Genomic DNA, 22,063 nt, shown 5'->3' with positions numbered 1-22,063 from the left:
TGTGCTGTGGTTCTGTTACAGGTTCAGCGACCAGGTGTTGATGTTGCCGGTGTCGCCGCTGAAGACGTCCCGCACCTGGAGACGCCAGGTGCCGTCGGCCGCCTCACCGGCGAGGTTCGCCGTGTAGGTGGCGATGACGTTGTCCGCGCCGTCGAAGAGGGAGTAGTTCTTCAGGCGGTACGCGGTGCCGTCCGGGGCGATCAGGTCGATGACCAGGTCACCACGGTAGGTGTGCACGATGTTCACCGACACGGTCGAGGCGGCCGAGGCGGCCCGGCCGCAGCCGGAGATGGTGATCGAGCTGGTGGCGGTGCCCGGGTCCGGGATCGCCACGTCGGTGTCGTTGGTGCCGGAGCAGCTGCCGCCACCGTTGCCGGTCACCGTCAGCGAGTAGGTCGCGGTCCGGCTGCCCGAGGCCGCGGTGCCGGTCACGGTCACCGAGTAGGTGCCGGCCGGGGTGCTCTCCGAGGTCCTGATGGTCAGCGCCGAGGAGGCACCCGAGGTGACGGTGGCCGGGTTGAACGAGGCGGTAGCCCCGGACGGCAGCCCGCTGGCCGAGAGGCTCACCGACTGGGCGGAACCGTTGGTGGTGGCGGTGTTGACGGTGGCGGTCACCGCACCGCCCGGCGCGGTCGAGCCGGAGGTCGGCGAGACCGAGACGGAGAAGTCGTTCGTCGGCGGGGTGTCGCTGTTGGCGACGTAGAGCAGCTTGTTCGGCGAACCCGCACCGGGGTTGGTCACCACACCGCTGGTGGCGTCGTTGACCAGCTTGTCCCGGACCTGCTGCGGGGTCCAGGTCGGGTTGGCGCCGGCCACCAGGGCCGCCGCGCCGACCACGTGCGGCGTGGCCATCGAGGTGCCGCTGATGTTGTTGGTGGCGGTGTCGCTGGTGTTCCAGGCCGAGACGATCGACGAGCCCGGCGCGAAGATGTCCAGGCAGCTGCCGAAGCTCGAGAAGGACGACCGGGCGTCGGTGTTGGTCGTCGCGCCGACCGTGATGCCCTCGGGGGTACGACCCGGCGAGCCGGTGCAGGCGTCGTTGTTGCTGTTGCCGGCGGCCAGACCGTAGGTCACACCCGAGGCGATCGAGTTGCGGACCGCGGTGTCGAGCGTCGCGTTGGCGCCACCGCCGAGGCTCATGTTGGCCACGGCCGGCTTCTGCGCGTTCGCGGTCACCCAGTCCACGCCGCCGATGACGCCGGCGTTGGTGCCGCTGCCCTGGCAGTTGAGCACCTTGACGGCGACCAGCTTGACACCCTTGGCGATGCCGTACGCCGTACCGCCGACGGTGCCGGCGACGTGCGTGCCGTGCCCGTTGCAGTCGGTGTTGTTGGTGTCGGCCGTGTTGGTGCCCCAGACCGCCCGGCCACCGAAGTCGCTGTGGGTGGTCCGGATGCCGGTGTCGACGATGTAGGCGGTGACGTTGCTCGCCGTACCGGGGTACGTGTACGAGTTGTCCAGCGGCAGTGCCCGCTGGTCGGACCGGTCCAGACCCCACGAGGGCGTCGGGCTCTGGGTGGCGGCGATGCTGACCGTGTGGTTCTGCTCGACGTACGCGACGGCGGGGTCCGCCGCGATCCGGGCCGCGGTCTTCGCGTCGACCCGGACCTCGAAGCCGCGCAGCGCGGCGCTGTAGGTCCGGGCGACCTGGCCGCCGTGCTTGTCGACCAGCCGCTTGGCGTTGTCGCTCACCTTGGTCCGGGCGACCGTGGTGTCCTTGAACACGACGATGTAGCTGTCGGCGACGGCGGTGGCACCGCCGGCTCTCAGGATGCTGCCGACAGGCTCGGCGGCCAGCGCCGGCGTGGCGGTCGCCGCCATCGACACGGCAGCCACCCCAACCAGAATCGACCTGCGTGGGAGACGCATCTCCCTACCTCCCCTCCGACCGGCACACGGTCCCCCCACTCGGGAAGATCGAAGATCGCCGATCAAGCTGAGGCTAGGCCGCCATCTGTGTCCAACGAAACATATCGAAGTATCAATAACGCTGCGGGATGGCCCGCGCGGGACGGCGGTGGGATCAGCGCCCGCGACCGCCACCCTGCACGTACAGCAGCTCCAGGATGGCCCGGGTCGCCTCGAACCAGCGGTCCAGCCAGCCGGGCGGCGGCACGCTGCCCCGGGGCGGCAACTCCATCAGCAGGCCACGCAGGAGCGGATGGTCCGCCAACGCCTCGGTGGGCTCGACCGGCCACCCGGTCGGCGGGAACGACGGCTCGGTGAGCGGGTTGGTGTCCAGCGACGGCAGGGACAACGGCCCGGCCTGGTCGGGCGCGGTGGCGCTGCCGCTCTCCCGGCCCCCGAGGTCGGAGTCGGTGGAGACCACCTCGGTCAGGACGGTGTCCCGGCGGGCACCGCGGTACTTGCCGCCAAACCGCTCCGGCTTGCCCGGCCCGTTGGTGAGGTTCTCTGATCCGATCGTCGTCATCCGTCCACCTGCCTCGCTCGGTTGCGGATCCGCCCTGGCCGGCCGCTCGGCCGACCGATGACGAGAGGTACAACGAGGTGGGACGGAAGTGGCGACGGGTTCCGGGCCACCGTCACCAGACCCGCGTCGACGCCGGACACGACGAGGGCGCGGCCCCCGCCCCGGCCTCGCTGCCGGGACACGGGGACCGCGCCGCACCGTCACACCGGCGGTGGAGGATACCGGTACGGGACCGGCCTCCACCGCCGTCAGGCGTCCGGTCCGCCGGCGGCTCAGCCGCGGCCGAACGCCTCCCGCCTGGTGCCGCCGACGAAGGCGAGCCAGTCACCGGGGGCGAACACCAGGGCAGGCCCGGTCGGGTCCTTCGAGTCACGGACCCCGACCGCCCCGGTCACGAACGCCACCTCTACGCAGTTGTCGCAGTTCGGCCCGCTGCGCGAGCTCTTGAACCACGATGCGTGCGTCAGGTCCGCGAGGACCCTCTTGGTCGCCATTTCCACAACGGCTCCTCTGCCAGTTCTGCGATGTGTGCGATGGACGCCTCCGGTCGCATGGCCTGGGTTCGAATCTGGTCGAAGATGTAGTTGTAGCGCCGAAGCTCGTCGCTCTTCTCCAGGAAGAGCCCACCCGTGGCATTCTCCGCATACACGACATCCGGATCACCGGGCTCGGGAAAGTCGAGGATCGTGAACGAGCCGTCCATGGCCGCATGAGCCCCGACGTGGAAGGGCAGCACCTGGATGGTGACGTTCGGCAGCTCGGCCAGTTCCACCAGCCGGGCCATCTGCGCACGCATCACCTCGTCACTGCCCACCGGCCGGCTCACCACCGCCTCATCGAGCACCACCCAAAGATCGATCGGAACGTCCTGGGTCAGTAACGACTGGCGGTTGGAACGGACACGCACCCTCTGGTCCACCTCGTCGGCGGGCATGTCCGGGCGGGCGAGCTCGATCATCGCCCGGGCGTAGTCGGCGGTCTGGAGCAGTCCCGGCACCACCTGCTGTTCGTACGCCCGCATCGAACCGGCGGCGTCCTCCAGCCCGACGTACGCCCCGGAGAGCACCGAGTTGTACGGGTGCCACCACCCCCGCTGGCGCGCCTCCCGGGCGATCTGCACCAGCTCCTCGCTCTCGGCCTCCGGCACCCCGTAGATCGCGAGCATGTCCCGCACGTCGCGAGGGGTGACCGAGGTGTGGCCGGTCTCGATACGCGAGACCTTCGACGCCGAGCACTCCAACCGCTCGGCCACGGCCTCGATGGTGGTCCCGGCCGCCTCACGCAGCCGGCGCAGTTCCGCGCCGAGCCGGCGACGTCGGATCGTGGGGCTTCGGCGTTCACTCACCGGGTCGGCCCTTCCCCAGGGCCCTGCGGCCCGCCGGCTCACTCCTTCCGCGTGTTGTCCCGGGCTCTGTCGTACGGCGGCGGGACTCGCAAGCACTTCTCGGGCTCACCGGGGTACCTCCGGTCGATCGCGCCCGTACTGGCTCGTCCGCCGAGGGCGCGACCGTCGACCGGCGGGCGATCGTTCGCGGCGGGGATGGTTGCGGTCATCAGCCGGCCGCGGCGGCGAAAAACCGGCGTCCAGTGTGCCGGTTCCCTGACCACGGCATCAAGCGTCGACGATAGAGGCGGTCCGGAGGCGGACCGTTCAGGTATCGGCAAAAGTCGACGTGCAACTTGCATGTGTCCTGCCACTCGTGCAGTCTGTCCGCATGGCTCGGGTTACTCACCGTTTCGATCTGGCTCCGCAGCGCGGTCACCGCGTCGCGGAAGATCAGGACGGCTCCCGCCCGAACAGGACAAACAGACCCGCCTCCGGGGTAAGGACCTCGCCGCTGGACGCCTGTCGGCTTCGGCGGCGGGAGCGGTAACCGGAAGCACCGGGTGCTGGTCGGGCGCGTCCCGCCACCGCGGGCGCGTCCCGACCAACACCACCTCACCATGCCGGTTCGCCCCAGCGGCACCACCGCTCCGGGCCGGTCTCCCGTTCACGCCTCCCGCCGGCCCGTCGCCGGCCGATCCCTCACAGGAGCCGATGTGCTTCCCCGCTCTGGTGACGTACTGCACGTGACTCGTGCGGCAAGTGTCCAGTTCCGCCGGTCGATTCTGTTCCGTGTGATCCGCGTACTGGACTGGCCGGCCTTCGACGGCTGGCTCTGGATCGACGGCTACGAGCTGAACGCGGCAGGAGACGCGGTCAGCCGAAGATCGATCCTCGTGCAACGCGCCGGTCTGGTGCGGGTGCAGGCCGCGCCGGAACCCCGGCCGCACACCGTCCGAACCGCCCGACGACCGGCGGCCAGAACCCCGGTCCGCGTGGGCTGAGCTGGGCGTTCCCCGGGTACGGGGTGGGCGGTGCCGATAGGCTGGGTGTGCCCACCCCGGCAGGTGACACCCCGCACGTCCCGGACCCTGACCCTGGGATGACCATGCTCAACCGCACCGCCGTCCGTCGGCGTTCCCTGTCCCGTGTCAGCTACGCCGCCGGTCTGCTCGTCCTGATCGGCGCCGCGACCGCGCTCGTGGTCGTGGTCCGGGTACCGGCCCACTCCACCACCCAACTGACCGTCCCGACCCCACCGGGCCCGTCCGCGGACGGCCTCCCCGGCTCCACGCTTCCCGACGCCGGGGGCCACCGGCCCGGGACGGGTGCGGGGCAGCCGGAGGACGCGCTCCCGGAGCCGCCCGGTGGCACGCCCACCGGCGCCGGACGGCTCGCTCCGGCGTGGGGCGCCGGGCCGGACGACACGGCGGAGGATCTCCACCAGTCCCTGGTCCTCTCCGGTCTGCTCGGACTGGCCGTCTCCCTGACCGGTCTGGTCATCGTGGGGTCGCGCCGCCGGATGTGGTGACGGCTCATCCGGTCGCCCCGGTGGTCGGGGCGCGGGTGGCGGTCGGGGTGGGGGCCGACGTCCGATCCGGCGTCGGAGAGGCGGGCGGCCCGCTGCCCTCGGAGACGACCAGGGTGACGTCGGTGCCGAGCGGTACCCGCTCACCCGCCTGCGGCTCGGTCCCGATCACCGTCCCGGCCGGCCGTCCCGACCGGCGCAGTTCCGACCGGTACCCCAGTCCCAGCCGGTCCAACGCGGCCTCGGCCGCCGACCTGGGCAGCCCCACCAGGTCCGGCATGGGTACCCGGGCCGGTGTGGTCGCCGCCCCGGTGGTCGGCGGTCCGGTGGTCGGCGGTCCGGTGGTCGGCGGCGCGGGGCTGGGCGAGGGCTCCGGTGCTCGCGGAACACCGTCCGATCCGGTTCGGACGACCAACCACAGGCCCAGACCCAGCGTGGCGAGGACGGCCAGCGCCACCGAGGCCACCAGGATCGGCATCCACCACCGGCGGTCGCCCTGCTCCTCCACGTACCACTCGCCCGAGGCCTCCGGGTGCCGTACGGACCTCGGCGGCGGCACCTCCGCCCGGCCCGACCAGGAGGTGGTCGCGGGTCGCGCCCCCGGTCCGCCGGGCGACGCCGACGATCCCACGGTCGGTTCCCGACCTCCTGACGGTGCTCCCGGCGTGCCCTTCCGACGCTCCGGAGGAGGGCGACCGCCCGGCGGCGGGACGTGGTGGTTCTCGGGGACCCTTCCGGTCCTCGGCTCCTGGCGGTCGTCGCTCATGGCACGTCCTTCCCGACCGGGCGGACATCCGGCCCGCAACACTCCGAACTACCCAGATAACGGCTGTCCGTCGCGAAAGGTCGGCACTGGCCGTCCTGTCGTCCGGGTGACGTGCCGCCGACCGTGGGCCGATCGACGGTTCCACCGCCCCAACCTGCCCACCCGTCCCGGACCACCAGGTCGCCCGACGGGCCGCGGGGCGTTACGCTGCCCCGCATGGCCGTACGGGGCTGGGGAGGAACGCTGGCGACCGCGGTCGGCATCGCCGCCGGGGCGGGTGCCGCCCAACTCGGCTTCGGCTACGGGCTGGGCATCATCAGCTGGACACCCCCGGGACCGGGGGCCGGCGCGTCGTCCGACACGCTCTGGGCGACGAGCCTGGGCTGGGCCACCTGGATCGCGGCCACCTCGACCATCGCCGGGGCGGTGGGGGCGCAGCGCCTGACTCGACGGTCCACCGGGGCCCATGCCCGGACCCGTCCGGGCGGGATCCCGGCCGTCCTGGCGGCGGCGTTCGGCGCGCTGGTGGCCGTACTGCTCGTGGCGGTGCCGGCCCGCGTGGCCGCTCCCACCGACACCGTCGACCCGCAGAGCATGGCCGCCGCGTACGCCGGGGCGGGCCTGTTGGTCGGCGTCCTCGTCGCGATCTGGGCCCAACGCTCACCCCCGGCCGCAGCCAACATCGTCGCCAGCATCGGCTGGCTCTGGGCGCTCGCGGTGGCCGCGGTCGTCGACGGGGTACTCGCAGGTCGTGGCATGACCAGTGCCCAACTCGGGTTCTGGCAGCTCGCCGACCGTCCGGGGATCCGGCTCGGTGATCACCTCTCCTGGCTGGCGGCGGTGCTGTCGCTCGGCTCGGCCCTGGTCATCGGCGCGCTCACGGCACGCCGGGCCGCCCGGGCGACGTACCGACGGGTCGGGGCGGCGGCCTCCGGGGCGGCGGGGCCGCTCCTGGTCGCCGTCGCCTGTCTGCTGACCGTGCCCCGGCTGCCCGAGATCGGCGCCGAGCAACTCTCCGCGCAGCTCGTCGCCGCGTACGCGGTGGTCACCGGTGTCGCCGGTTCGGTCCTGGTCGCCGCCCTGGCCCAGCGACGGGACGAGGCGACCGCCGGTGCCGGTGCCGGCGTCACCGCGATCGGCCCCGAGGGCGACGCCGACGCGACCTCGGTCGAGGCCGGTACCACCGATGCCGCCGCGTCGTCTCCGGCCGGGACCACCGCCCCGGACCCGATCGGCGCCGATCCCGTCCTCCCTGGCACCGGCCCGGGTCCGGTCGCCGCCCCCGATCGGGATGCCGACGCCGGTGCTCCCGCCGGTCCGGCGGCCGACACCGACACCGGCACCGCCACCACCGCCGACACCGGCACGGCACGCCGTCGTGCCGCCAGGTCCACGTCCAGAGTGCCCCGACCGCGTCGGGAGGAGCCGCCCGCCGGCACGGCGTCGAGCCTCGGGGCGGCCGACGCCCCGGACGGTCCGGGTGACACCACCATCGAACGGTCCACCGCCGAACCGGGCGGGGTGGAGACGGACGACGTGCCCGGAACTCCGGCCGCCGCCGAACCGGCTCCGCAGCCTCGCCCGCGAGGTCGCGCCGCGACCCGACGGCCCCGCGACTGACCGACGACCTCAGTCGACCGGCCAGGTGTGCACCGGTTCGTTGGTGCGTTGCAGCTCGGCGTAGCGCCGCACCATGTGGTGCAGTGCCGCGTCGCGGTCCATGCCGCGGTGCCGCTCCGCCGCCCAGACCGTCTCGGTCTGCCAGACCGCACCGTTACGGCCGGTACGGCAGCGCTGCTCGATGATGCCGAGCAGACGGTCACGCTCCGCCGGGTCGACGCCGAACCGGTCCAGCCCGGTCGCCGCCTTCGGCAGCAGCACGTCGAGCACCAGCTGGTTCACCGGCACGTCGCCCAGTCGGGGCCAGTGCAGCACCGCATCCAGGCCGCGTCGGGCGGCGACGTGGAAGTTCTCCTCGGCGGAACTGAAGGTGAGCTGGCTCCAGATGGGCCGGTCGGATTCGGCGAGACCACGGGCGAGCCCGAAGTAGAAGGCGGCGTTGGCCAGCATGTCCACCACTGTGGGTCCGGCGGGCAGCACCCGGTTCTCGACCCGGAGATGGGGGCGGCCGTCCATGATGTCGTAGACCGGCCGGTTCCAGCGGTAGACCGTGCCGTTGTGCAGCCGCAGCTCGCTCAGCTCGGGGACCCCACCGGCGTGCAGCACGTCGACCGGGTCCTCGTCGTCGCAGATCGGCAGCAGCGGCGGGAAGTACCGGACGTTCTCCTCGAACAGGTCGAAGATCGAGGTCACCCACCGTTCGCCGAACCACACCCGGGGGCGTACCCCCTGGGCCTTCAGTTCGTCCGGCCGGGTGTCGGTGGCCTGCTCGAAGAGGGCGATCCGGGTCTCGGCCCAGAGCTGCCGGCCGTAGAGGTACGGCGAGTTGGCCCCGACCGCGACCTGCACCCCGGCGATGGCCTGGGAGGCGTTCCAGTAGTCGGCGAAGCTGTCCGGGGCGACCTGGAGGTGGAACTGGAGGCTGGTGCAGGCCGCCTCGGGGGCGATCGAGTCGGTGTGCGTCTGGAGCAGCTCCACGCCCCGGATGTCGAGTTCGATGTCCTCGCCCCGGGCCCCCACGATCTGCTCGTTGAGCACCCGGTAGCGCTCGTTCGTGGAGAGGTTGTCGGCCACCAGGTGCCGCTCGGTCAGGGTCGGCAGGATACCGACCATGACGATGGTGGCGTCGGACCGTGCGGCCCGCTCACCGGCCCGACTCAGGCTGCCGCGCAGGTCCTCCTCGTACTCGGTGAAGCCCCGGCCGCCGATCAGCCGGGGGTTGGCGTTGAGTTCCAGGTTGAACCGCCCCAGTTCGCTCTGGAACAGCGGGTCGGCGATGGCGGCGAGGATCTCGTCGTTCCGCATCGCCGGCTCGGCCGCCGGGTCGACCAGGTTGAGTTCGATCTCCAGTCCGGTCATCGGACGGTCCGCGTCGAAGCCGAAGTCGTCGAGCATCAGCGCGAACACGTCCAGACACCGTCGGACCTTCTGCCGGTAGCGGACCCGGTCCTCTCGGGAGAAGGCGCCCTGCGCGACGTCCCTGCCCATCTGTCCTCCCGGCGCGAGGCGCAGTCGACGCGACCCGAGGGGACGGCAACGACGGCGCGTTGTGAGCTTCCACGTTAGGAGCGCCGTCCCCGCCGGGACCAGCGGTCTGCGGCCCGTGGTCGACACGGGTCGCCTCCGTGGTCCGGCGGGGCGGCGTCCGCCGTATCCCTACCCGGTCGCGACCGGCACGGCACAGGACGTTCAACGAGCAACCCGTGACAAATCGCACCCGTCCCGCCGCACACGATCCATCCCTCCGGTACGGTCACCCTACCTTCTATCCACATTCGTTGATGGATGGGAGACGCCCAGGGCGTTCCGCCCGGCCACCTTCGGCAAGCGAGAACCGGCCCACTTGTGACCTTGGTCCAGCATGGGGGTGCCACGCGACGAATTGGCCGCCCTCGGGCGTCCAACGGGTGCCACAACCGGGCCGCCACCCCGGCCACCCCGCAGTTACTTGCATTAACAGATATCCCCCATACAGAATTTTCCTAATCAATGACTGATAGGATGCCCGAGTGACCAAGAACGTCTTCGACGACCCCCGGATCACCGCCGTCGGCCTGCTTGTCGAGGCGCATGCCGGCCTGTCGGCCCGATTCGCCTCGCAATACGAGGAAAACGGCCTTTCCGCTGTCGAATTCGAAGTGCTCACCCGACTCGCCCGTTCCCCCGGAAACCAACTGCGGATGACCGACCTCGCCGCACAGACCTCGCTCTCCACCAGCGGTGTGACCCGCGTGGTCGACCGGATGGAACGGGACGGGCTGCTCTGCCGCCGGGCCTGCCCCTCCGACCGTCGCAGCTCGTACGCCGTGGTGACCCGGTCGGGCCTGGACCGGCTCAACGAGACCCTGCCCGGGCACCTGACGATCATCGAACAGTGGTTCACCGGCCAGCTCGAACCGCAGGAGCTGGAGGCGCTGCTGCACGCACTCCGCAAGGTCCGCGACGCGGTGCACCCGGGCGCCACCGCGGGCAGCCAGGCCGTTGCCCCCCACGATGAAGAGTTGGCGGAATCGGTCCATTCCGTGGCCCGTTCCGGACGGCGGCGCTAGCGGAACCGCATCGGGTCGGACAGTCGGTGGCAGCGGGGGCGCGCACCGGCAGAACGACCGGCAGAATTGACCGACGCCCACCATCATCCCGGAGGAAATGGACAAGAACCTCCACGGGCCCCCGCTAATCTTCCCTCCAGCGGGGATACCGGGGGGTGACGGCGCGAGCGATGAGCGAGGGGTAGCACCACAAAGGGGGCTTCTTCGCTCGCGCCTTCCCGGAGCACGACCGTCCCGGCTGCCGGTCGAACAAACACCGGCTGCCGGCCGAAAAGACCACCGGCTGCCGGTGTTCCGCCGGTCCGCCCGCCCGACATCCGCCCGGTCTTGGGCGGCTCTGCTCAGGAGCGGGCCGCGGTCAGGGCGTAGAGCAGCGCCTCCTCCTGGGGCAGCAGCCGGATCCCGTTCTCCTGGCAGACCTTGTCCAACCGGTCGAGCAGCGTGACGTCCCCGGTGCTCGCGGCCAGTCCGACCAGCGCCTCCACCGCGCTGCGCTGGCCCGGACCGACCGCCTCCGACGCCGCCGCGAACCACTCCGCGGCCATTTCCCGGTCCCCCCGGTGCAGCGCGATGGTCGCCTCCAGCAGCGCGGACACGCCGTCCTCGACACGGTCGGCACCCCACTGCGCCGGTACGGTCGCCCGGAGTTCCGTCAGCACCTCACCCGCCTCGGCGAACCGGCCGTCCTGCGCGAGCGCAAGTCCGACCGTGCCCAGCGTCCGGCGGCGGTGCCCCGGCTCGCCGAGTTCGACGAGTGCCGCGAGAGCACGTCGCCCGTGCTCGACCGCGTCGGCGTACCGGCCCTCCAGGCGGGTCACCTCGGCCAGGTCGGCCCGGGCGAGCACCCGGATCCGCTGCTCCCCGCACTGACCCGCCAGCCGGTCGACGGCCGCCAGCCGCCGCCGTGCCGCGGTGAGGTCGCCGGCCCGGACGTCGTGCCAGGCCAGACCGCGCTGGGCCACCGCCATGTCGCGCGGCCGGTCGTGCCGCCGGGCCATCGCCAGCGTGGCCTCCGCCTGCCCGCGAGCCTCGTCGTGTGCGCCGGCCCAGATCAGGAGCGTGCAGAGGACGCCCCGCGCGTCGAGTTCCCCCGCCACGTCCCCGAGGCGGCGGAAGACCGCGAGCGCGTCCCGGGCCGCCGGGACGTCCACCGGGTCGACGCCGTACACCGCGGTGAGCCGGGCCAGCCCGAGCGCTGCCGAGGCGCGTACCGCCGGATCGGCGTCGGCGGTACGCGGATCGGCCAGCAGCCGGCGCAGCCACTGCCGCCCGGCGCCGTCCCGCCCGCGCAGCCGGAGCCAGCGGGACAGGCCCGCCGCCAGGCGCAGGGCGGTGTGCGGGTCGTCGCCGGAGGCGTGGGTGAGGGCGGCCACGATGTCACTGGTCAGCTCGTCGAGCCGGTGCAGGGCCCCGATCATCCTCGGGCCGGTCAGCTCCGGCTCGGTGCGGACCACCAGCCGCAGGACGATCTGCGCGTGCCGGCGTCGGACACGGGTCTCCTCACCGGCCGCCACCAGCTGCTCGGTGGCGAAGTCCCGCACCGCGTCGAGCAGCCGGAACCGGAACGACCCGGTGCCCCGGACGCTCAGCAGCCCCAGCTCCAGGAACCGGTCGAGCAACGGCACCGGGTCGACGGCCGCCTCCGTCCCGTCCCCGGCGAGCATCTCCTCGGCCATGCCGACGGACCACCGGTTGCGGAAGGCGGCCAGGCGGCGCAACGCCGCGCGCTCGTCCGACGCCAGCAGGCGGTAACTGGTGGCGACCGCCTCCCGCAGGGTCACCGCGACCGCCTCTCCGGGGTGCGGCGGTGGAGCCAGGTCGAGGACCCGGTCGCCGTACCGGTCGAGCAGCTCGTTGAGGTCGAGGATCCGGCCCCGGGCCGCCATCAGCTCGATGGCCAGCGGCAGCCCGCCCAGTCGACGGACCAGCGCGGCGAGAGCGGGCAGTTCCTCGGGAGCGGGCGGTTCCCGGCGTACCTGCGCCAGGCGGGTGGTGAAGAGCCGCACCGCCGGGTATCCGGCGAGGGCCTGTGGGGCCGGCCCGGTCTTGTCCTCCGGTGGCACGTCGAGCGGGGGTACCGGCCAGACCCGCTCACCGGGCAGGCCGACCGGGTGCCGGCCGGTGGTGAGCACCCGCAGCTCGGGCAGGACCCGGGTCAGCCGGTCCAGGGCCTCGGCCACCGCCTCCGGCGCCCGCTCCACCGCGTCGACGAGGAGCAGGGCCGGTACGCCGGTGAGCCGGGCGACGAGTTCGGCCGGACCGGTGACGCCGAAGACCGTCGCCGCCGCGGAGAGCACGCAGACGGCGTCGGACCCCTCACCCACCAGTACGCCGGCGATACCGCCGGGGTACCGGTCGGCCACCTGTCGGGTGACCGCCAGGGCGAGCGCGGACTTCCCGACCCCGGCCAGTCCGACCAGACTCACCACGGGCGTGCTCCGGTCGCGCCGCAGCAGCCGGGTCAACTCGCTGAGGTCGTGGTCCCGACCGATCAGGTCGACCGGGGGTGGCAGGTCCACGGAGAGTCCGCAGAGCGGATCGGTCTCCTCGGATCCGGACCGGGCGACCGGCACGGTGGCCGTCGCGGCGACCACGGCCGGAGCGACCCCGGCCGGCAGGAGTGCGGCGGCCGGCGGAGCCGCCTCCTCGGGCAGGTCGGTCGCCAACCGGCCACGGGCGGCTTCCCGGAAGGCGGCGCGGTCCGGGCCGCTCAGCCCCAGGGCGTCGGCGAGCAGACCGACGGTGGTCCGTTGTGGTCGCGACGAACGGCCCCGCTCCAGGTCACGGACGGTCCGTACGCCGATCCCGGCCCGGGTCGCCAACTCGGCCTGGGTGAGGCCGGCGGCGAGCCGGTGCCCGCGCAGCAGTGCCGGCAGGATGGCACCACCGGCCGAACTCCGCGAACGACCATGATCGGGAGTCATGGGCAGGAAGCGTACGGACAGGGTGCGACGTTCCGCAGCCGAACGTCGCACTGCCGACGGTGCGCTGCGGGATATCCGACAGTAGGCACCGCCCCGGTCGGCGGAGGTGCCCATCCGACCACTCGTTGATCAATGAGCCACGACCGCACAGAATCTTCCCGCAAGGTGATCGACGACCAGGCGGACCGAGGCAGCCTACCGGCCCGCCGTCCGACATGGACGGTGCCCGGTCGGCCCGTCGCCCCGTGACGACCGCCGGCCCCGATCGGCGTCGGCGGAACACGGACCCGGTCCGGGCCGCGCACCTTTCGAGCGGACGGTCAGCGAGCGCCGGGGGGTCGTCGTCACATGCCCAGGTCGCGGGCGATGATCATGCGCTGGACCTCGCTGGTGCCCTCACCGATCTCCAGGATCTTGCTGTCCCGCCAGAACCGGGCGACCGGGTACTCGTTCATGAAGCCGTAGCCGCCGTGGATCTGGGTCGCCTCCCGGGCGTTGTCCACCGCCACGGTGCTGGCGTGCAGCTTGGCGATCGCCGCGTGCCGCTTGAACGGCTCGCCGGCGAGCATCCGCGCCGCCGCGTCGTAGTACGCCAGCCGGGCGGTGTGCGCCTTCATCTCCATGTCGGCGATCTTGAACTGGATCGCCTGGTAGTTGCCGATCGGCTGGCCGAACGCCTGGCGCTCCTTCGCGTACTTGATCGACTCGTCGACGCAGCCCTGGGCGAGACCGACGGCGAGCGCGGCGATGGCGATCCGCCCCTCGTCGAGGATCCGCAGGAACTGGGCGAAGCCCCGGCCCCGCTCGCCGAGCAGGTTCTCCGCCGGCACCCGGCAGTCGTCGAAGGTCAACTCGTGGGTGTCCGAGGCGTTCCAACCGACCTTGGAGTACCCGGGCGCGACGGTGAACCCGGGCGTGCCCGACGGGACGATGATCGTCGACAGCTCCTTGGCGCCGTCCGGCCGGCTGCCCGTCACGGCGGTGACGGTGACCAGCGCGGTGATGTCGGTGCCCGAGTTGGTGATGAACGCCTTCGAGCCGTTGATCACCCACTCGTTGGTGCTCTCGTCCAGGACCGCCCGGGTCTGGGTGCCCCCGGCGTCCGAACCGGTGCCCGGCTCGGTCAGCCCGAAGCCGGCCAGCGCCTCGCCGCTGAGCAGCTTCGGCAACCACCTGCGCTTCTGCTCCTCGGTGCCGAACCGGTGGATCGGCATCGCGCCGAGCGAGACCGCCGCCTCCAGGGTGATCGCCACACTGGAGTCGACCCGGGCCAACTCCTCCAGGGCGAGGCAGAGCGCGAAGTAGTCACCGCCCATGCCGCCGTGCTCCTCGGGGAAGGGGAGCCCGAACAGCCCCATCTTGCCCATCTGGCGGATCACCTCGTACGGGAAGGTGTGCCGCTCGTAGTGCTCGGCGATGACCGGCGCGACCACGTCCCGGGCGAAGTCCCGGACGCTTTCCCGCAGCGCCTCTTGCTCCTCGGTGAGCCGGAAGTCCATGGGTTCCTCCTGGTGGACGGGCTGCCGCCGGACGCTCGTGACGCCGGGTGCAGCGAGGTCGTACCGACGTCGTGGCTCAGACCGGGGTGACGCCGTGCCGGCGACGGGAGAAGTGGCGGTCCTTGCTCCGCGCGGCGGTGAACCGGCGGATCAGCTCGGCCCGCAGTTCGTGCGGCTCGACGATCGCGTCGACGACCAGTTCGCTGGCGAGCCGGACGACGTCGATGTCCCGCTCGTACTCCTCGCGCTTCGCGGCGACGAAGGCGGCCCGCTCGGCCTCGTCCTCGATGGCGGCGATCTTGTTGGCGTAGACCGCGTTGACCGCTGCCTCCGCGCCCATCACCGCGATCTTCGCGGTGGGCAGGGCGATCGTCGCGTCCGGCTCGAACCCGGGGCCGGCCATCGCGTAGAGGCCCGCGCCGTACGCCTTGCGGACCACCACACAGATCTTCGGTACGGTCGCCTCGGAGATCGCGGTGATCATCTTCGCGCCGTGCCGGATGATGCCCTGCTTCTCCACCGCGCTGCCGACCATGAACCCGGGCACGTCGGAGAGGAAGAGCAGCGGCACGTTGAACGCGTCGCAGAGCTGCACGAAACGGGTCGCCTTGTCGGCCGAGTCGACGAAGAGCACGCCGCCCTTGAACATCGAGTTGTTGCCGACCACCCCGACGACCTCGCCGTTCAGCCGGCCGAAGCCGATGGTCAGCTCCTTGGCCCAGAGCGCCTGGATCTCGAAGAAGGAACCGTCGTCGAGCAGACCCTTGACGTACCGGCGCATGTCGAACGCCTGCCGCTCGCTCGCCGGCACCAGCGCGGCCAGGTCGGCCTTGGCCGGTGCCTCGACGGCGGGCGCGGCCGGCGGAGCCTGCGTCCAGTTCGCCGGCAGGTACGACAGGTAGCGCTTGACCACGTCGAACGCCTCGGCCTCGGACTTGCAGAGGAAGTGGCCGACACCGGACTCGGCGCAGTGCACCTTTGCCCCGCCCATCGCCTCCAGCGTGGTCTTCTCCCCGGTGACCATCTCGACCATCCGGTCGGAGCCGAGGTACATGCTGGCGTTGCCCTCGACCATCGCGACCACGTCGCAGAACGCCGGGATGTACGCCCCACCGGCGGCGCTCGGCCCGAACAGCGCGCAGACCTGCGGGATCGCCCCGGAGGCGCGGACCTGGTTCCAGAAGATCTTGCCGGCGCCCCGTCGGCCGGGGAAGAGGTCGACCTGGTCGGTGATCCGGGCACCGGCCGAGTCGACCAGGTAGACCATGGGGACACTGGTGTCGTACGCCCGCTCGATGATCCGGATGATCTTCTCGACGGTACGCGCGCCCCAACTCCCGGCCTTGACCGTGGAGTCGTTCGCCATCAGGCAGACCTGCCGCCCGTCGATCGTGGCGGTGCCGGTGACCACACCGTCCGCCGGCAGGCCGTCGGCCATCGCGTTGGCGTAGAGGCCGTCCTCGACGAAGGACCCCTCGTCCACCAGGAGCGCGACCCGCTCCCGGGCGAACAGCTTGCCCTTGGCCGCGTTGGCCGCGTGGTACTTGTCCGCGCCGCCGGCGCGGGCCCGCTTCCGGAGCTGCTCCAGTGCCTCACCGTCGAGCGTCACGCCGACCACCTCGCGCGTCTGCGGGCCTACGGGCCCCACCCACCTGAACGATCGTTAGGTTACCGCACACCCGCCCCTCCGGCGACCACACCCCCGCCCGGCCCTCTCGTCCCGGGCGGGGCGACCCGAGACGGAGGAGCGGACGGGGGTGGGAAACGGGATCAGGGGGTGGGGAGCGGAGTGAGGCGGCTGCGGGGGCCGGCGCGGAGGACCCCGGACGGAAGCTGCCGACCGACGAGTCGCTCGGCCAGCTCCGCCACCTCCAGCAGGGCGTCCAGGTCGATGCCGGTGTCGACGCCCATGTCGTGGAGCATGTGCACGGCCTCCTCGGTCGCCAGGTTGCCGCTCGCCCCCGGCGCGTACGGACACCCGCCCAGACCGCCGATGCTGGTGTCGAACTCGGTGACCCCGAGTTCCAGCGCGGTCAGCATGTTCGCCAGCGCGGTGCCCCGGGTGTTGTGGAAGTGCAGCAGCACCGGAATGTGCGCGTTGCGGTCGCGTACCTCGGTCAGCAACTCGCGGACCCGGCGGGGGGTCGCCATGCCGGTGGTGTCACCGAAGCCCACCCGGTCCGCACCGTCGCGGACCACCCGGTCGACGATGCCGGCGACCCGGCTCGGGTCGATGTCCCCCTCGTACGGGCAGCCGAAGCTGGTCGCGACGATCACCTCGGCCTGCGCGCCCGCACCGTGCAGCAGGTCGATCAGCTCGGCGATGTCGTCCAGCGACTCGTCGGTGGCGCGGTTGACGTTGCGCCGGTTGTGCGTGTCGCTCGCCGAGACCACCACCTCGATCTCGGTGAACCCGGCGGCGAGGGCACGCTGCGCTCCCCGGGTGTTCGGGACCAGGGCGGAGTAGCGCACCTGCGGTGCCCTCGTGATCCGTCGCCACACCTCGTCGGCGTCGGCCATCTGCGGAATCGCCCTCGGGCGCACGAACGACACCGCCTCGATGCGCCGTACGCCGGTGCCGGAGAGGGCGTCGAGCAGTCGCACCTTGGCGTCGGTCGGGATCGGCTCCTCGTTCTGGAGGCCGTCGCGCGGCCCGACCTCGCGGATCGACACGGAGTCTGGCATCTGGCTCAACGGTCACCTCACTGTGACATGGGTCGGTGGACCTGTTCCCGCCGACCGCTGCTCTGCTGCACCGGTGCTGCCGACGTCCGGTGGCCGGACGTCGGTGTCCTCTCCCAGAGAAGCAGAGCGGCAGGGTCGGATGCCAGCGGGGCACGGCCCGATCACGGGTGGTTCCGAACACGTCAACGACGGGCGGCTCCCTCCCGCCACTCCGCGACGGTCCTGAGCACGACCGAGAGGACACCGGCGCAGGTGGCCACGTCCTGCCGGCCCATGAGCACGGCCACCACCCCCGCGCCGTCGACGCAGAGCGACGCCCGGCGCAGCATCCCGACCACGCGCCGACCGTCGTCCGACCGACGCCTGCCACTGCCATCCATCAGCTTCCTCCCGGGACCGGTTCCGCCGCCACGGCGGGATCGACAGCCGCCGTCACGGCGACTGGGGTCCGCACGCATTCCTGCGGTGCGCGACCGGGACAACGAGCGGCCCGGAAGATCCGTCCGGGGTTCTGGCCGGGTCCCCACCCGCCGCGCCCGGCCAGCGGAACGCGCCCCGGCCCGGACACGACGGGCACCCGGTCCGGTAGCGGACCGCCGCGTTCCGCCGGCCGTCCTACCCGGACAGTCGCCCGGCCAGAAACTGACCGGTTACGCAGCACAACGCCCCCGACCGTCGATCGGAGAGGGTAGAAATACGGGTCCGGGCCACGAGTCCTGGGAAGGGGACCGATCGTGGGGAGAGGACCGACTTGACCATCGACAACGATGCGGCGTCGCGGTTCCGGGGGTGGCCCCGACGACGGCTCGTCCCACGGGGGGAACTCGCGGCGGACTACCTGGCCACGTACGGCTCCGCCACCGTCGCGGAGTACGCGCTGGCCGTACGGGACGTCGTCGAGAGCTGCCCGGGGATCGGGCCGGTCGACACCTGGCGCAGGCTGGCGGAGCGGATCTGCCGCGACCATCCGTACCGCGATCCGGGCAGGTGGCGGCGGGACCTCTCCCGACACTTCACCACCGAGTCGAAGGGACCGCCGTGGCGGACCGTGGTCCTGGTGGTGGAGCACACGCTTCCGCAACCGGAACGGGCAGCCGCCCTGCACCGGTTCGCGGAGCTCTACGAGGCCGCCCGGGGCGAGCGACCACCGACGGGCGACGGCCCCCACCCGTCCGGGGACGGGGCGACCACGCCGGGTTCCGGCATCCTGGACCAACGGGTGCTGGCCCGGCTGCGCCACGAGAACGCCCGGCTCCGACGGCAGCTCGCGATCGTCCAGGAGCGGCTGGCGGCGCGCGAGGCCGAGAACGGCCGACTTCGGACGGCCCTCGACCGCCGGGGACCCGGGCGCGGGCAGCCGCCGGACGGCCGCTCCGCCGAGCAGCAACGCGGGAGCCGCAACGACGGGCACTTCCCGACCGGGAGCGCCGAGTCCGGCCCGGCGGCCCGGACCGGCCGACGGCACATGCCCCGGCCGGACGCCGTGGCACCGGAGCGGCCGGACACCGCGGCGCTGGCCCGGCCGGGAACGGTCTCCGACGAGGCGACCTGGTGGATCGAGGGGGTCTGGCACCGGCCCGACGCGGATCCGGCGGTGGGCCGGCCAGGGCGTACGCCGGGCGGGCCGGAGCGGTTCCCCGCACCGGCTCCGCCCTGGCAGCCGTCGCCCTGACCGGCCCCGCGGTCGACGTCGGACGGTCAGCGCATGCGGCCGACGATGCCGGTGTCGTAGTCGCCGGAGACGAACTCGGCGTGCTCCAGCAGCTCGGCGAAGAAGGGCAGGTTGCACTTCGGGCCGACGACCTCGAAGCCCGCCACCGCGGTGCGTGCCCGCTCGATCGCCTCGGCCCGGTCCGCGCCGAAGACGATCAGCTTCGCCATCAGGGAGTCGTAGAACGGGGTGACCGTGTTGCCGGCGACGTAGCCGGAGTCGACCCGGACGCCCTCGCCGGCCGGCTCGGTCCAGGTGGCGATCACGCCCGGACCGGGCAGGAAGCGCTTCGGGTCCTCGGCGTTGATCCGCAACTCGATGGCGTGCCCGCGCGGGGCGAGCGCGTCCGGGTCGAAGGTCGGCGCGAGACCGGCGGCGACCCGGATCTGCTCCTCGACCAGGTCGACCCCGTAGACCAGCTCGGTCACCGGGTGCTCGACCTGGAGCCGGGTGTTCATCTCCAGGAAGAAGAACTCGTTCGTCGCGGGGTCGAGCAGGCACTCGACCGTGCCCGCGTTGCGGTAGCCGACCGCCTCACCGGCCCGGACGGCCGCAGCGAGGAAGCGCTCGCGCAGCTCGGGCGAGACCGCCGGGGAGGGGGACTCCTCGACCAGCTTCTGGTTGCGCCGCTGCACCGAGCACTCCCGCTCGCCGAGCGCCACCACCCGGCCGTCGGCCAGGCCGAGGATCTGCACCTCGACGTGGCGTACCCGGGGGAAGTACCGCTCGATGAGCACCGAGCCGTCGCCGAACATCCGCTCGGCGAAGCTCCGCACCTTGTCGTACTCGGTGCGCAGCGCGGCCTCGTCGGTCGCCACGCCCATGCCCATGCCGCCGCCACCGGCCGCGGCCTTGACCATCACCGGGTAGCCGATCTCCGCCGCCGCGACCACCGCCGCGTCGAGGTCGGCCGCCGGGTCGGTGGTGCCGGGCGCGACCGGAACCCCGGCCGCCGCCATCAGGTTCCGGGCGTTGATCTTGTCACCCATCGCGGTGATCGCGTCCGCGCCGGGTCCGACCCAGATCAGCCCGTTCTCCTCGACGGTACGGGCGAAGTCCGCGTTCTCCGACAGGAAGCCGTAACCGGGGTGGATCGCCTGGGCGCCGGTGGACTTCGCGGCGGCGATGATCGCCTCGGCGTTACGGTAGCTCTGGGCCGGGTTCGCCGGCCCCACGCATACCGCCTCGTCCGCCTCGGCGACGAACGGGAGTCCCGCGTCCGCCTCCGAGTGGACCGCCACCGTCCGGATCCCGAGCCGGTTCGCGGTACGGATGATCCGACGGGCGATCTCGCCGCGGTTGGCGACCAGCAGCGACTCGATCATGTTTCCTCCAACGTCCTGGGGTGGTGGACGATGTCAGGAAACCATGCGCCGACCGTCTCCTACGAGTCGGTCGGTGCGAGCAGGGCGGCGAGTGTCGCGCCGCGCAGCAGCTCGGCCCGGCGCTGCCGGTCCACCTCGCCGCCGAGGAAGGGCGTCGAGTTCATCAGACCGAACGCCGCGTGGGCGAGCACCCGCGCCTCGCCGTCCGGCAGCCCGGGGTGCAGGGCGGTCAGCATGGTCACCCACTCCTCGACGTAGAGGCGCTGCAACCGGCGGATCGTCCGGCGGGGCTCGTCGGGGAGCCGGTCCAGCTCGTGCAGATGCAGGGCGATCACCGCCGGGTGCGCCAACGCGAAGTCGACGTGGAAGTCGATCAGCGACTCCAACGCGCCGCGCGGGTCGTCGGGGTGCCCGGCGGCGCGTTCCCGGCCACCGGCGAGCAGCCCCTCGCTGACCGGGATCAACGCCGCCGCCAGCATCGCCTCCTTGCCGGCGAAGTGGTGGTAGAGGGCCGGGCCGGTCACTCCGGCCGCCGCGCCGATGTCGTCCATCGAGACGCCGTGGTACCCCCGGGCGGCGAAGAGGCCGACCGCGATGTCGAGGATCTCGTCCCGGCGGGACCGTCGCCGGCCCGTGCCCGTCGTACCGTTGGCCCCGCCCCGTGCCGCCTGTTGCTCCACCGTCACCCGGCAAGCGTAATCCGATGTCAACCGCCCCGCCCCGGCCGGTTTACCGGCGCGGGCCCAGCCCACCCGGCGGCGCGTCCGGGGCGGGCGGGCACGGTCACGGATTGAGGCCGCCGGGCTGGTCGCCCCGGACGACGGGAGCCCGGACCAGGTTGCCCCACTCGGTCCACGAGCCGTCGTAGTTGCGCACCTGCGGATAGCCGAGCAGGTGCCGCAGCACGAACCAGGTGTGGCTGGACCGCTCGCCGATCCGGCAGTACGCGATCACGTCGTCGTCCGGGCTCAGCCCCAGCTGGTCGGCGTAGATCGCGCGCAGCTCCGCCGCCGAGCGGAACGTCCCGTCCTCGTTCGCCGCCGACTTCCACGGCTTGTTCACCGCCCCGGGAACGTGCCCACCGCGCAGCGCGCCCTCCTGCGGGTAGTCCGGCATGTGCAGCATCTCGCCGGTGTACTCGCCGGGGGACCGGACGTCGACCAGCGGCCGGCCGGCCGCCACGTGCGCCATCACCTGCTCGCGGAACGCCCGGACCGGCGCGTCGTCGCGGGTGGGCACCGGGTACTCGGCGCGCGGCCGGGTCACCTTCTCCCGGGTCGTCTCCCGCCCCTCGGCGGTCCACTTCTGGCGTCCGCCGTCGAGCAGACGCAGGTCCCGGTGGCCGAAGAGGGAGAACACCCAGAGGGCGTACGCGGCCCACCAGTTGAAGTTGTCCCCGTAGAAGACCACGGTGTCGTCCCGGCCGATGCCCTTGGCGGCGCACAGCTCGGCGAAGCTCTTCGCGTCGAGGTAGTCCCGGGTGACCTGGTCGTTCAGCTCCAGGTGCCAGTCGATCTTGACCGCTCCGGGAATGTGGCCGGTGTCGTAGAGCAGCACGTCCTCGTCGGACTCCACCACCACCAGGCCCTCGGTGCCGAGGTGCTCGGCGAGCCACTCGGTGGTGACGAGACGTTGCGGGTCGGCGTACGACTGGAGACGGGGGTTCGGGTCGCTCGGCACAGCCATGAGCCCCAAGGTACG

At 72.4% G+C, this 22,063-nt stretch carries 19 protein-coding genes; 5 read left to right on the top strand and 14 right to left on the bottom strand.

Features of this window, described 5'->3' with window-relative positions; all coding sequences use genetic code 11:
- Window positions 1-15: 15 nt before the first annotated feature.
- From IGA62_RS13365 to IGA62_RS13350, 4 genes are all read right to left on the bottom strand, one after another.
- Window positions 16-1,869 carry a S8 family peptidase gene (locus tag IGA62_RS13365; RefSeq protein ID WP_145821201.1) on the bottom strand — a complete coding sequence of 618 codons (1,854 nt, stop codon included), beginning with the start codon at window positions 1,867-1,869 and terminating at the stop codon, window positions 16-18.
- Between the two features lie 154 nt (window positions 1,870-2,023).
- The gene (locus IGA62_RS13360) at window positions 2,024-2,431 is read right to left on the bottom strand and encodes a hypothetical protein (RefSeq protein ID WP_145821203.1); all 408 of its coding nucleotides are present in this window, start codon (window positions 2,429-2,431) and stop codon (window positions 2,024-2,026) included.
- Window positions 2,432-2,703: 272 nt separating this feature from the next.
- A complete protein-coding gene (locus IGA62_RS13355) occupies window positions 2,704-2,925 on the bottom strand; it encodes a DUF397 domain-containing protein (RefSeq protein ID WP_091454227.1) in 222 nt (73 codons plus the stop codon).
- On the bottom strand, window positions 2,895-3,776 hold the full coding sequence (locus IGA62_RS13350) for a helix-turn-helix domain-containing protein (protein ID WP_145821205.1): 882 nt from the start codon (window positions 3,774-3,776) through the stop codon (window positions 2,895-2,897). Before IGA62_RS13350 ends, IGA62_RS13355 begins: the two co-directional genes overlap by 31 nt.
- Before the next feature lie 695 nt (window positions 3,777-4,471).
- On the opposite strand from IGA62_RS13350, the gene IGA62_RS13345 reads away from it, so the two are divergent.
- Window positions 4,472-4,759 carry a hypothetical protein gene (locus IGA62_RS13345; RefSeq protein ID WP_145821207.1) on the top strand — a complete coding sequence of 96 codons (288 nt, stop codon included), beginning with the start codon at window positions 4,472-4,474 and terminating at the stop codon, window positions 4,757-4,759.
- A gap of 98 nt (window positions 4,760-4,857) precedes the next feature.
- On the top strand, window positions 4,858-5,286 hold the full coding sequence (locus IGA62_RS13340) for a hypothetical protein (RefSeq protein WP_232625001.1): 429 nt from the start codon (window positions 4,858-4,860) through the stop codon (window positions 5,284-5,286).
- A 4-nt stretch (window positions 5,287-5,290) separates the two neighbouring features.
- On the opposite strand, the gene IGA62_RS13335 is transcribed toward IGA62_RS13340, so the two are convergent.
- Window positions 5,291-5,914 (bottom strand): Stk1 family PASTA domain-containing Ser/Thr kinase, encoded by a 624-nt coding sequence (locus IGA62_RS13335; RefSeq protein ID WP_186500087.1) that lies wholly within the window; start codon window positions 5,912-5,914, stop codon window positions 5,291-5,293.
- 351 nt (window positions 5,915-6,265) lie between these two features.
- Here IGA62_RS13335 and IGA62_RS13330 point away from each other — a divergent pair, with 351 nt between their 5' ends.
- Window positions 6,266-7,669, top strand: a complete 1,404-nt coding sequence (locus IGA62_RS13330; RefSeq protein ID WP_186500088.1) for a hypothetical protein — start codon at window positions 6,266-6,268, stop codon at window positions 7,667-7,669.
- Between the two features lie 9 nt (window positions 7,670-7,678).
- On the opposite strand, the gene IGA62_RS13325 is transcribed toward IGA62_RS13330, so the two are convergent.
- Window positions 7,679-9,157, bottom strand: coding sequence for a glutamate--cysteine ligase family protein (locus IGA62_RS13325; protein WP_145821213.1), 1,479 nt, complete (start codon window positions 9,155-9,157; stop codon window positions 7,679-7,681).
- 521 nt (window positions 9,158-9,678) lie between these two features.
- On the opposite strand from IGA62_RS13325, the gene IGA62_RS13320 reads away from it, so the two are divergent.
- Window positions 9,679-10,218, top strand: a complete 540-nt coding sequence (locus IGA62_RS13320) for a MarR family winged helix-turn-helix transcriptional regulator (RefSeq protein WP_145821215.1) — start codon at window positions 9,679-9,681, stop codon at window positions 10,216-10,218.
- Window positions 10,219-10,559: 341 nt separating this feature from the next.
- On the opposite strand, the gene IGA62_RS13315 is transcribed toward IGA62_RS13320, so the two are convergent.
- From IGA62_RS13315 to IGA62_RS13295, 5 genes are all read right to left on the bottom strand, one after another.
- The gene (locus tag IGA62_RS13315; RefSeq protein ID WP_145821217.1) at window positions 10,560-13,142 is read right to left on the bottom strand and encodes an ATP-binding protein; all 2,583 of its coding nucleotides are present in this window, start codon (window positions 13,140-13,142) and stop codon (window positions 10,560-10,562) included.
- A 344-nt stretch (window positions 13,143-13,486) separates the two neighbouring features.
- Complete coding sequence (locus IGA62_RS13310; RefSeq protein WP_145821220.1) at window positions 13,487-14,641, bottom strand: acyl-CoA dehydrogenase family protein; 1,155 nt, start codon at window positions 14,639-14,641, stop codon at window positions 13,487-13,489.
- Between the two features lie 76 nt (window positions 14,642-14,717).
- Complete coding sequence (locus IGA62_RS13305) at window positions 14,718-16,250, bottom strand: acyl-CoA carboxylase subunit beta (RefSeq protein ID WP_145821223.1); 1,533 nt, start codon at window positions 16,248-16,250, stop codon at window positions 14,718-14,720.
- A 161-nt stretch (window positions 16,251-16,411) separates the two neighbouring features.
- Entirely contained in the window at window positions 16,412-17,326 is a 915-nt protein-coding gene (locus IGA62_RS13300) for a hydroxymethylglutaryl-CoA lyase (RefSeq protein WP_145821225.1), read from the bottom strand.
- A 182-nt stretch (window positions 17,327-17,508) separates the two neighbouring features.
- The gene (locus IGA62_RS13295; protein ID WP_190289283.1) at window positions 17,509-17,664 is read right to left on the bottom strand and encodes a hypothetical protein; all 156 of its coding nucleotides are present in this window, start codon (window positions 17,662-17,664) and stop codon (window positions 17,509-17,511) included.
- A 413-nt stretch (window positions 17,665-18,077) separates the two neighbouring features.
- Here IGA62_RS13295 and IGA62_RS13290 point away from each other — a divergent pair, with 413 nt between their 5' ends.
- The gene (locus tag IGA62_RS13290) at window positions 18,078-18,998 is read left to right on the top strand and encodes a hypothetical protein (RefSeq protein WP_145821227.1); all 921 of its coding nucleotides are present in this window, start codon (window positions 18,078-18,080) and stop codon (window positions 18,996-18,998) included.
- A gap of 26 nt (window positions 18,999-19,024) precedes the next feature.
- Here the strand turns inward: IGA62_RS13290 and IGA62_RS13285 are convergent, their stop codons facing one another.
- The 3 genes from IGA62_RS13285 to IGA62_RS13275 form a co-directional block, all read right to left on the bottom strand.
- On the bottom strand, window positions 19,025-20,362 hold the full coding sequence (locus tag IGA62_RS13285) for an acetyl-CoA carboxylase biotin carboxylase subunit (RefSeq protein ID WP_145821229.1): 1,338 nt from the start codon (window positions 20,360-20,362) through the stop codon (window positions 19,025-19,027).
- A 59-nt stretch (window positions 20,363-20,421) separates the two neighbouring features.
- Window positions 20,422-21,048 carry a TetR/AcrR family transcriptional regulator gene (locus IGA62_RS13280; RefSeq protein WP_186500090.1) on the bottom strand — a complete coding sequence of 209 codons (627 nt, stop codon included), beginning with the start codon at window positions 21,046-21,048 and terminating at the stop codon, window positions 20,422-20,424.
- Between the two features lie 97 nt (window positions 21,049-21,145).
- The gene (locus IGA62_RS13275; protein ID WP_145821231.1) at window positions 21,146-22,048 is read right to left on the bottom strand and encodes a sulfurtransferase; all 903 of its coding nucleotides are present in this window, start codon (window positions 22,046-22,048) and stop codon (window positions 21,146-21,148) included.
- Window positions 22,049-22,063: the final 15 nt, after the last annotated feature.

Source organism: Micromonospora sagamiensis, assembly GCF_014680085.1.
Lineage (GTDB): Bacteria > Actinomycetota > Actinomycetes > Mycobacteriales > Micromonosporaceae > Micromonospora > Micromonospora inyonensis.
The sequence above is the reverse complement of the archived record's forward strand: the minus strand, read 5'-3'. Positions and strand labels throughout refer to the sequence as shown.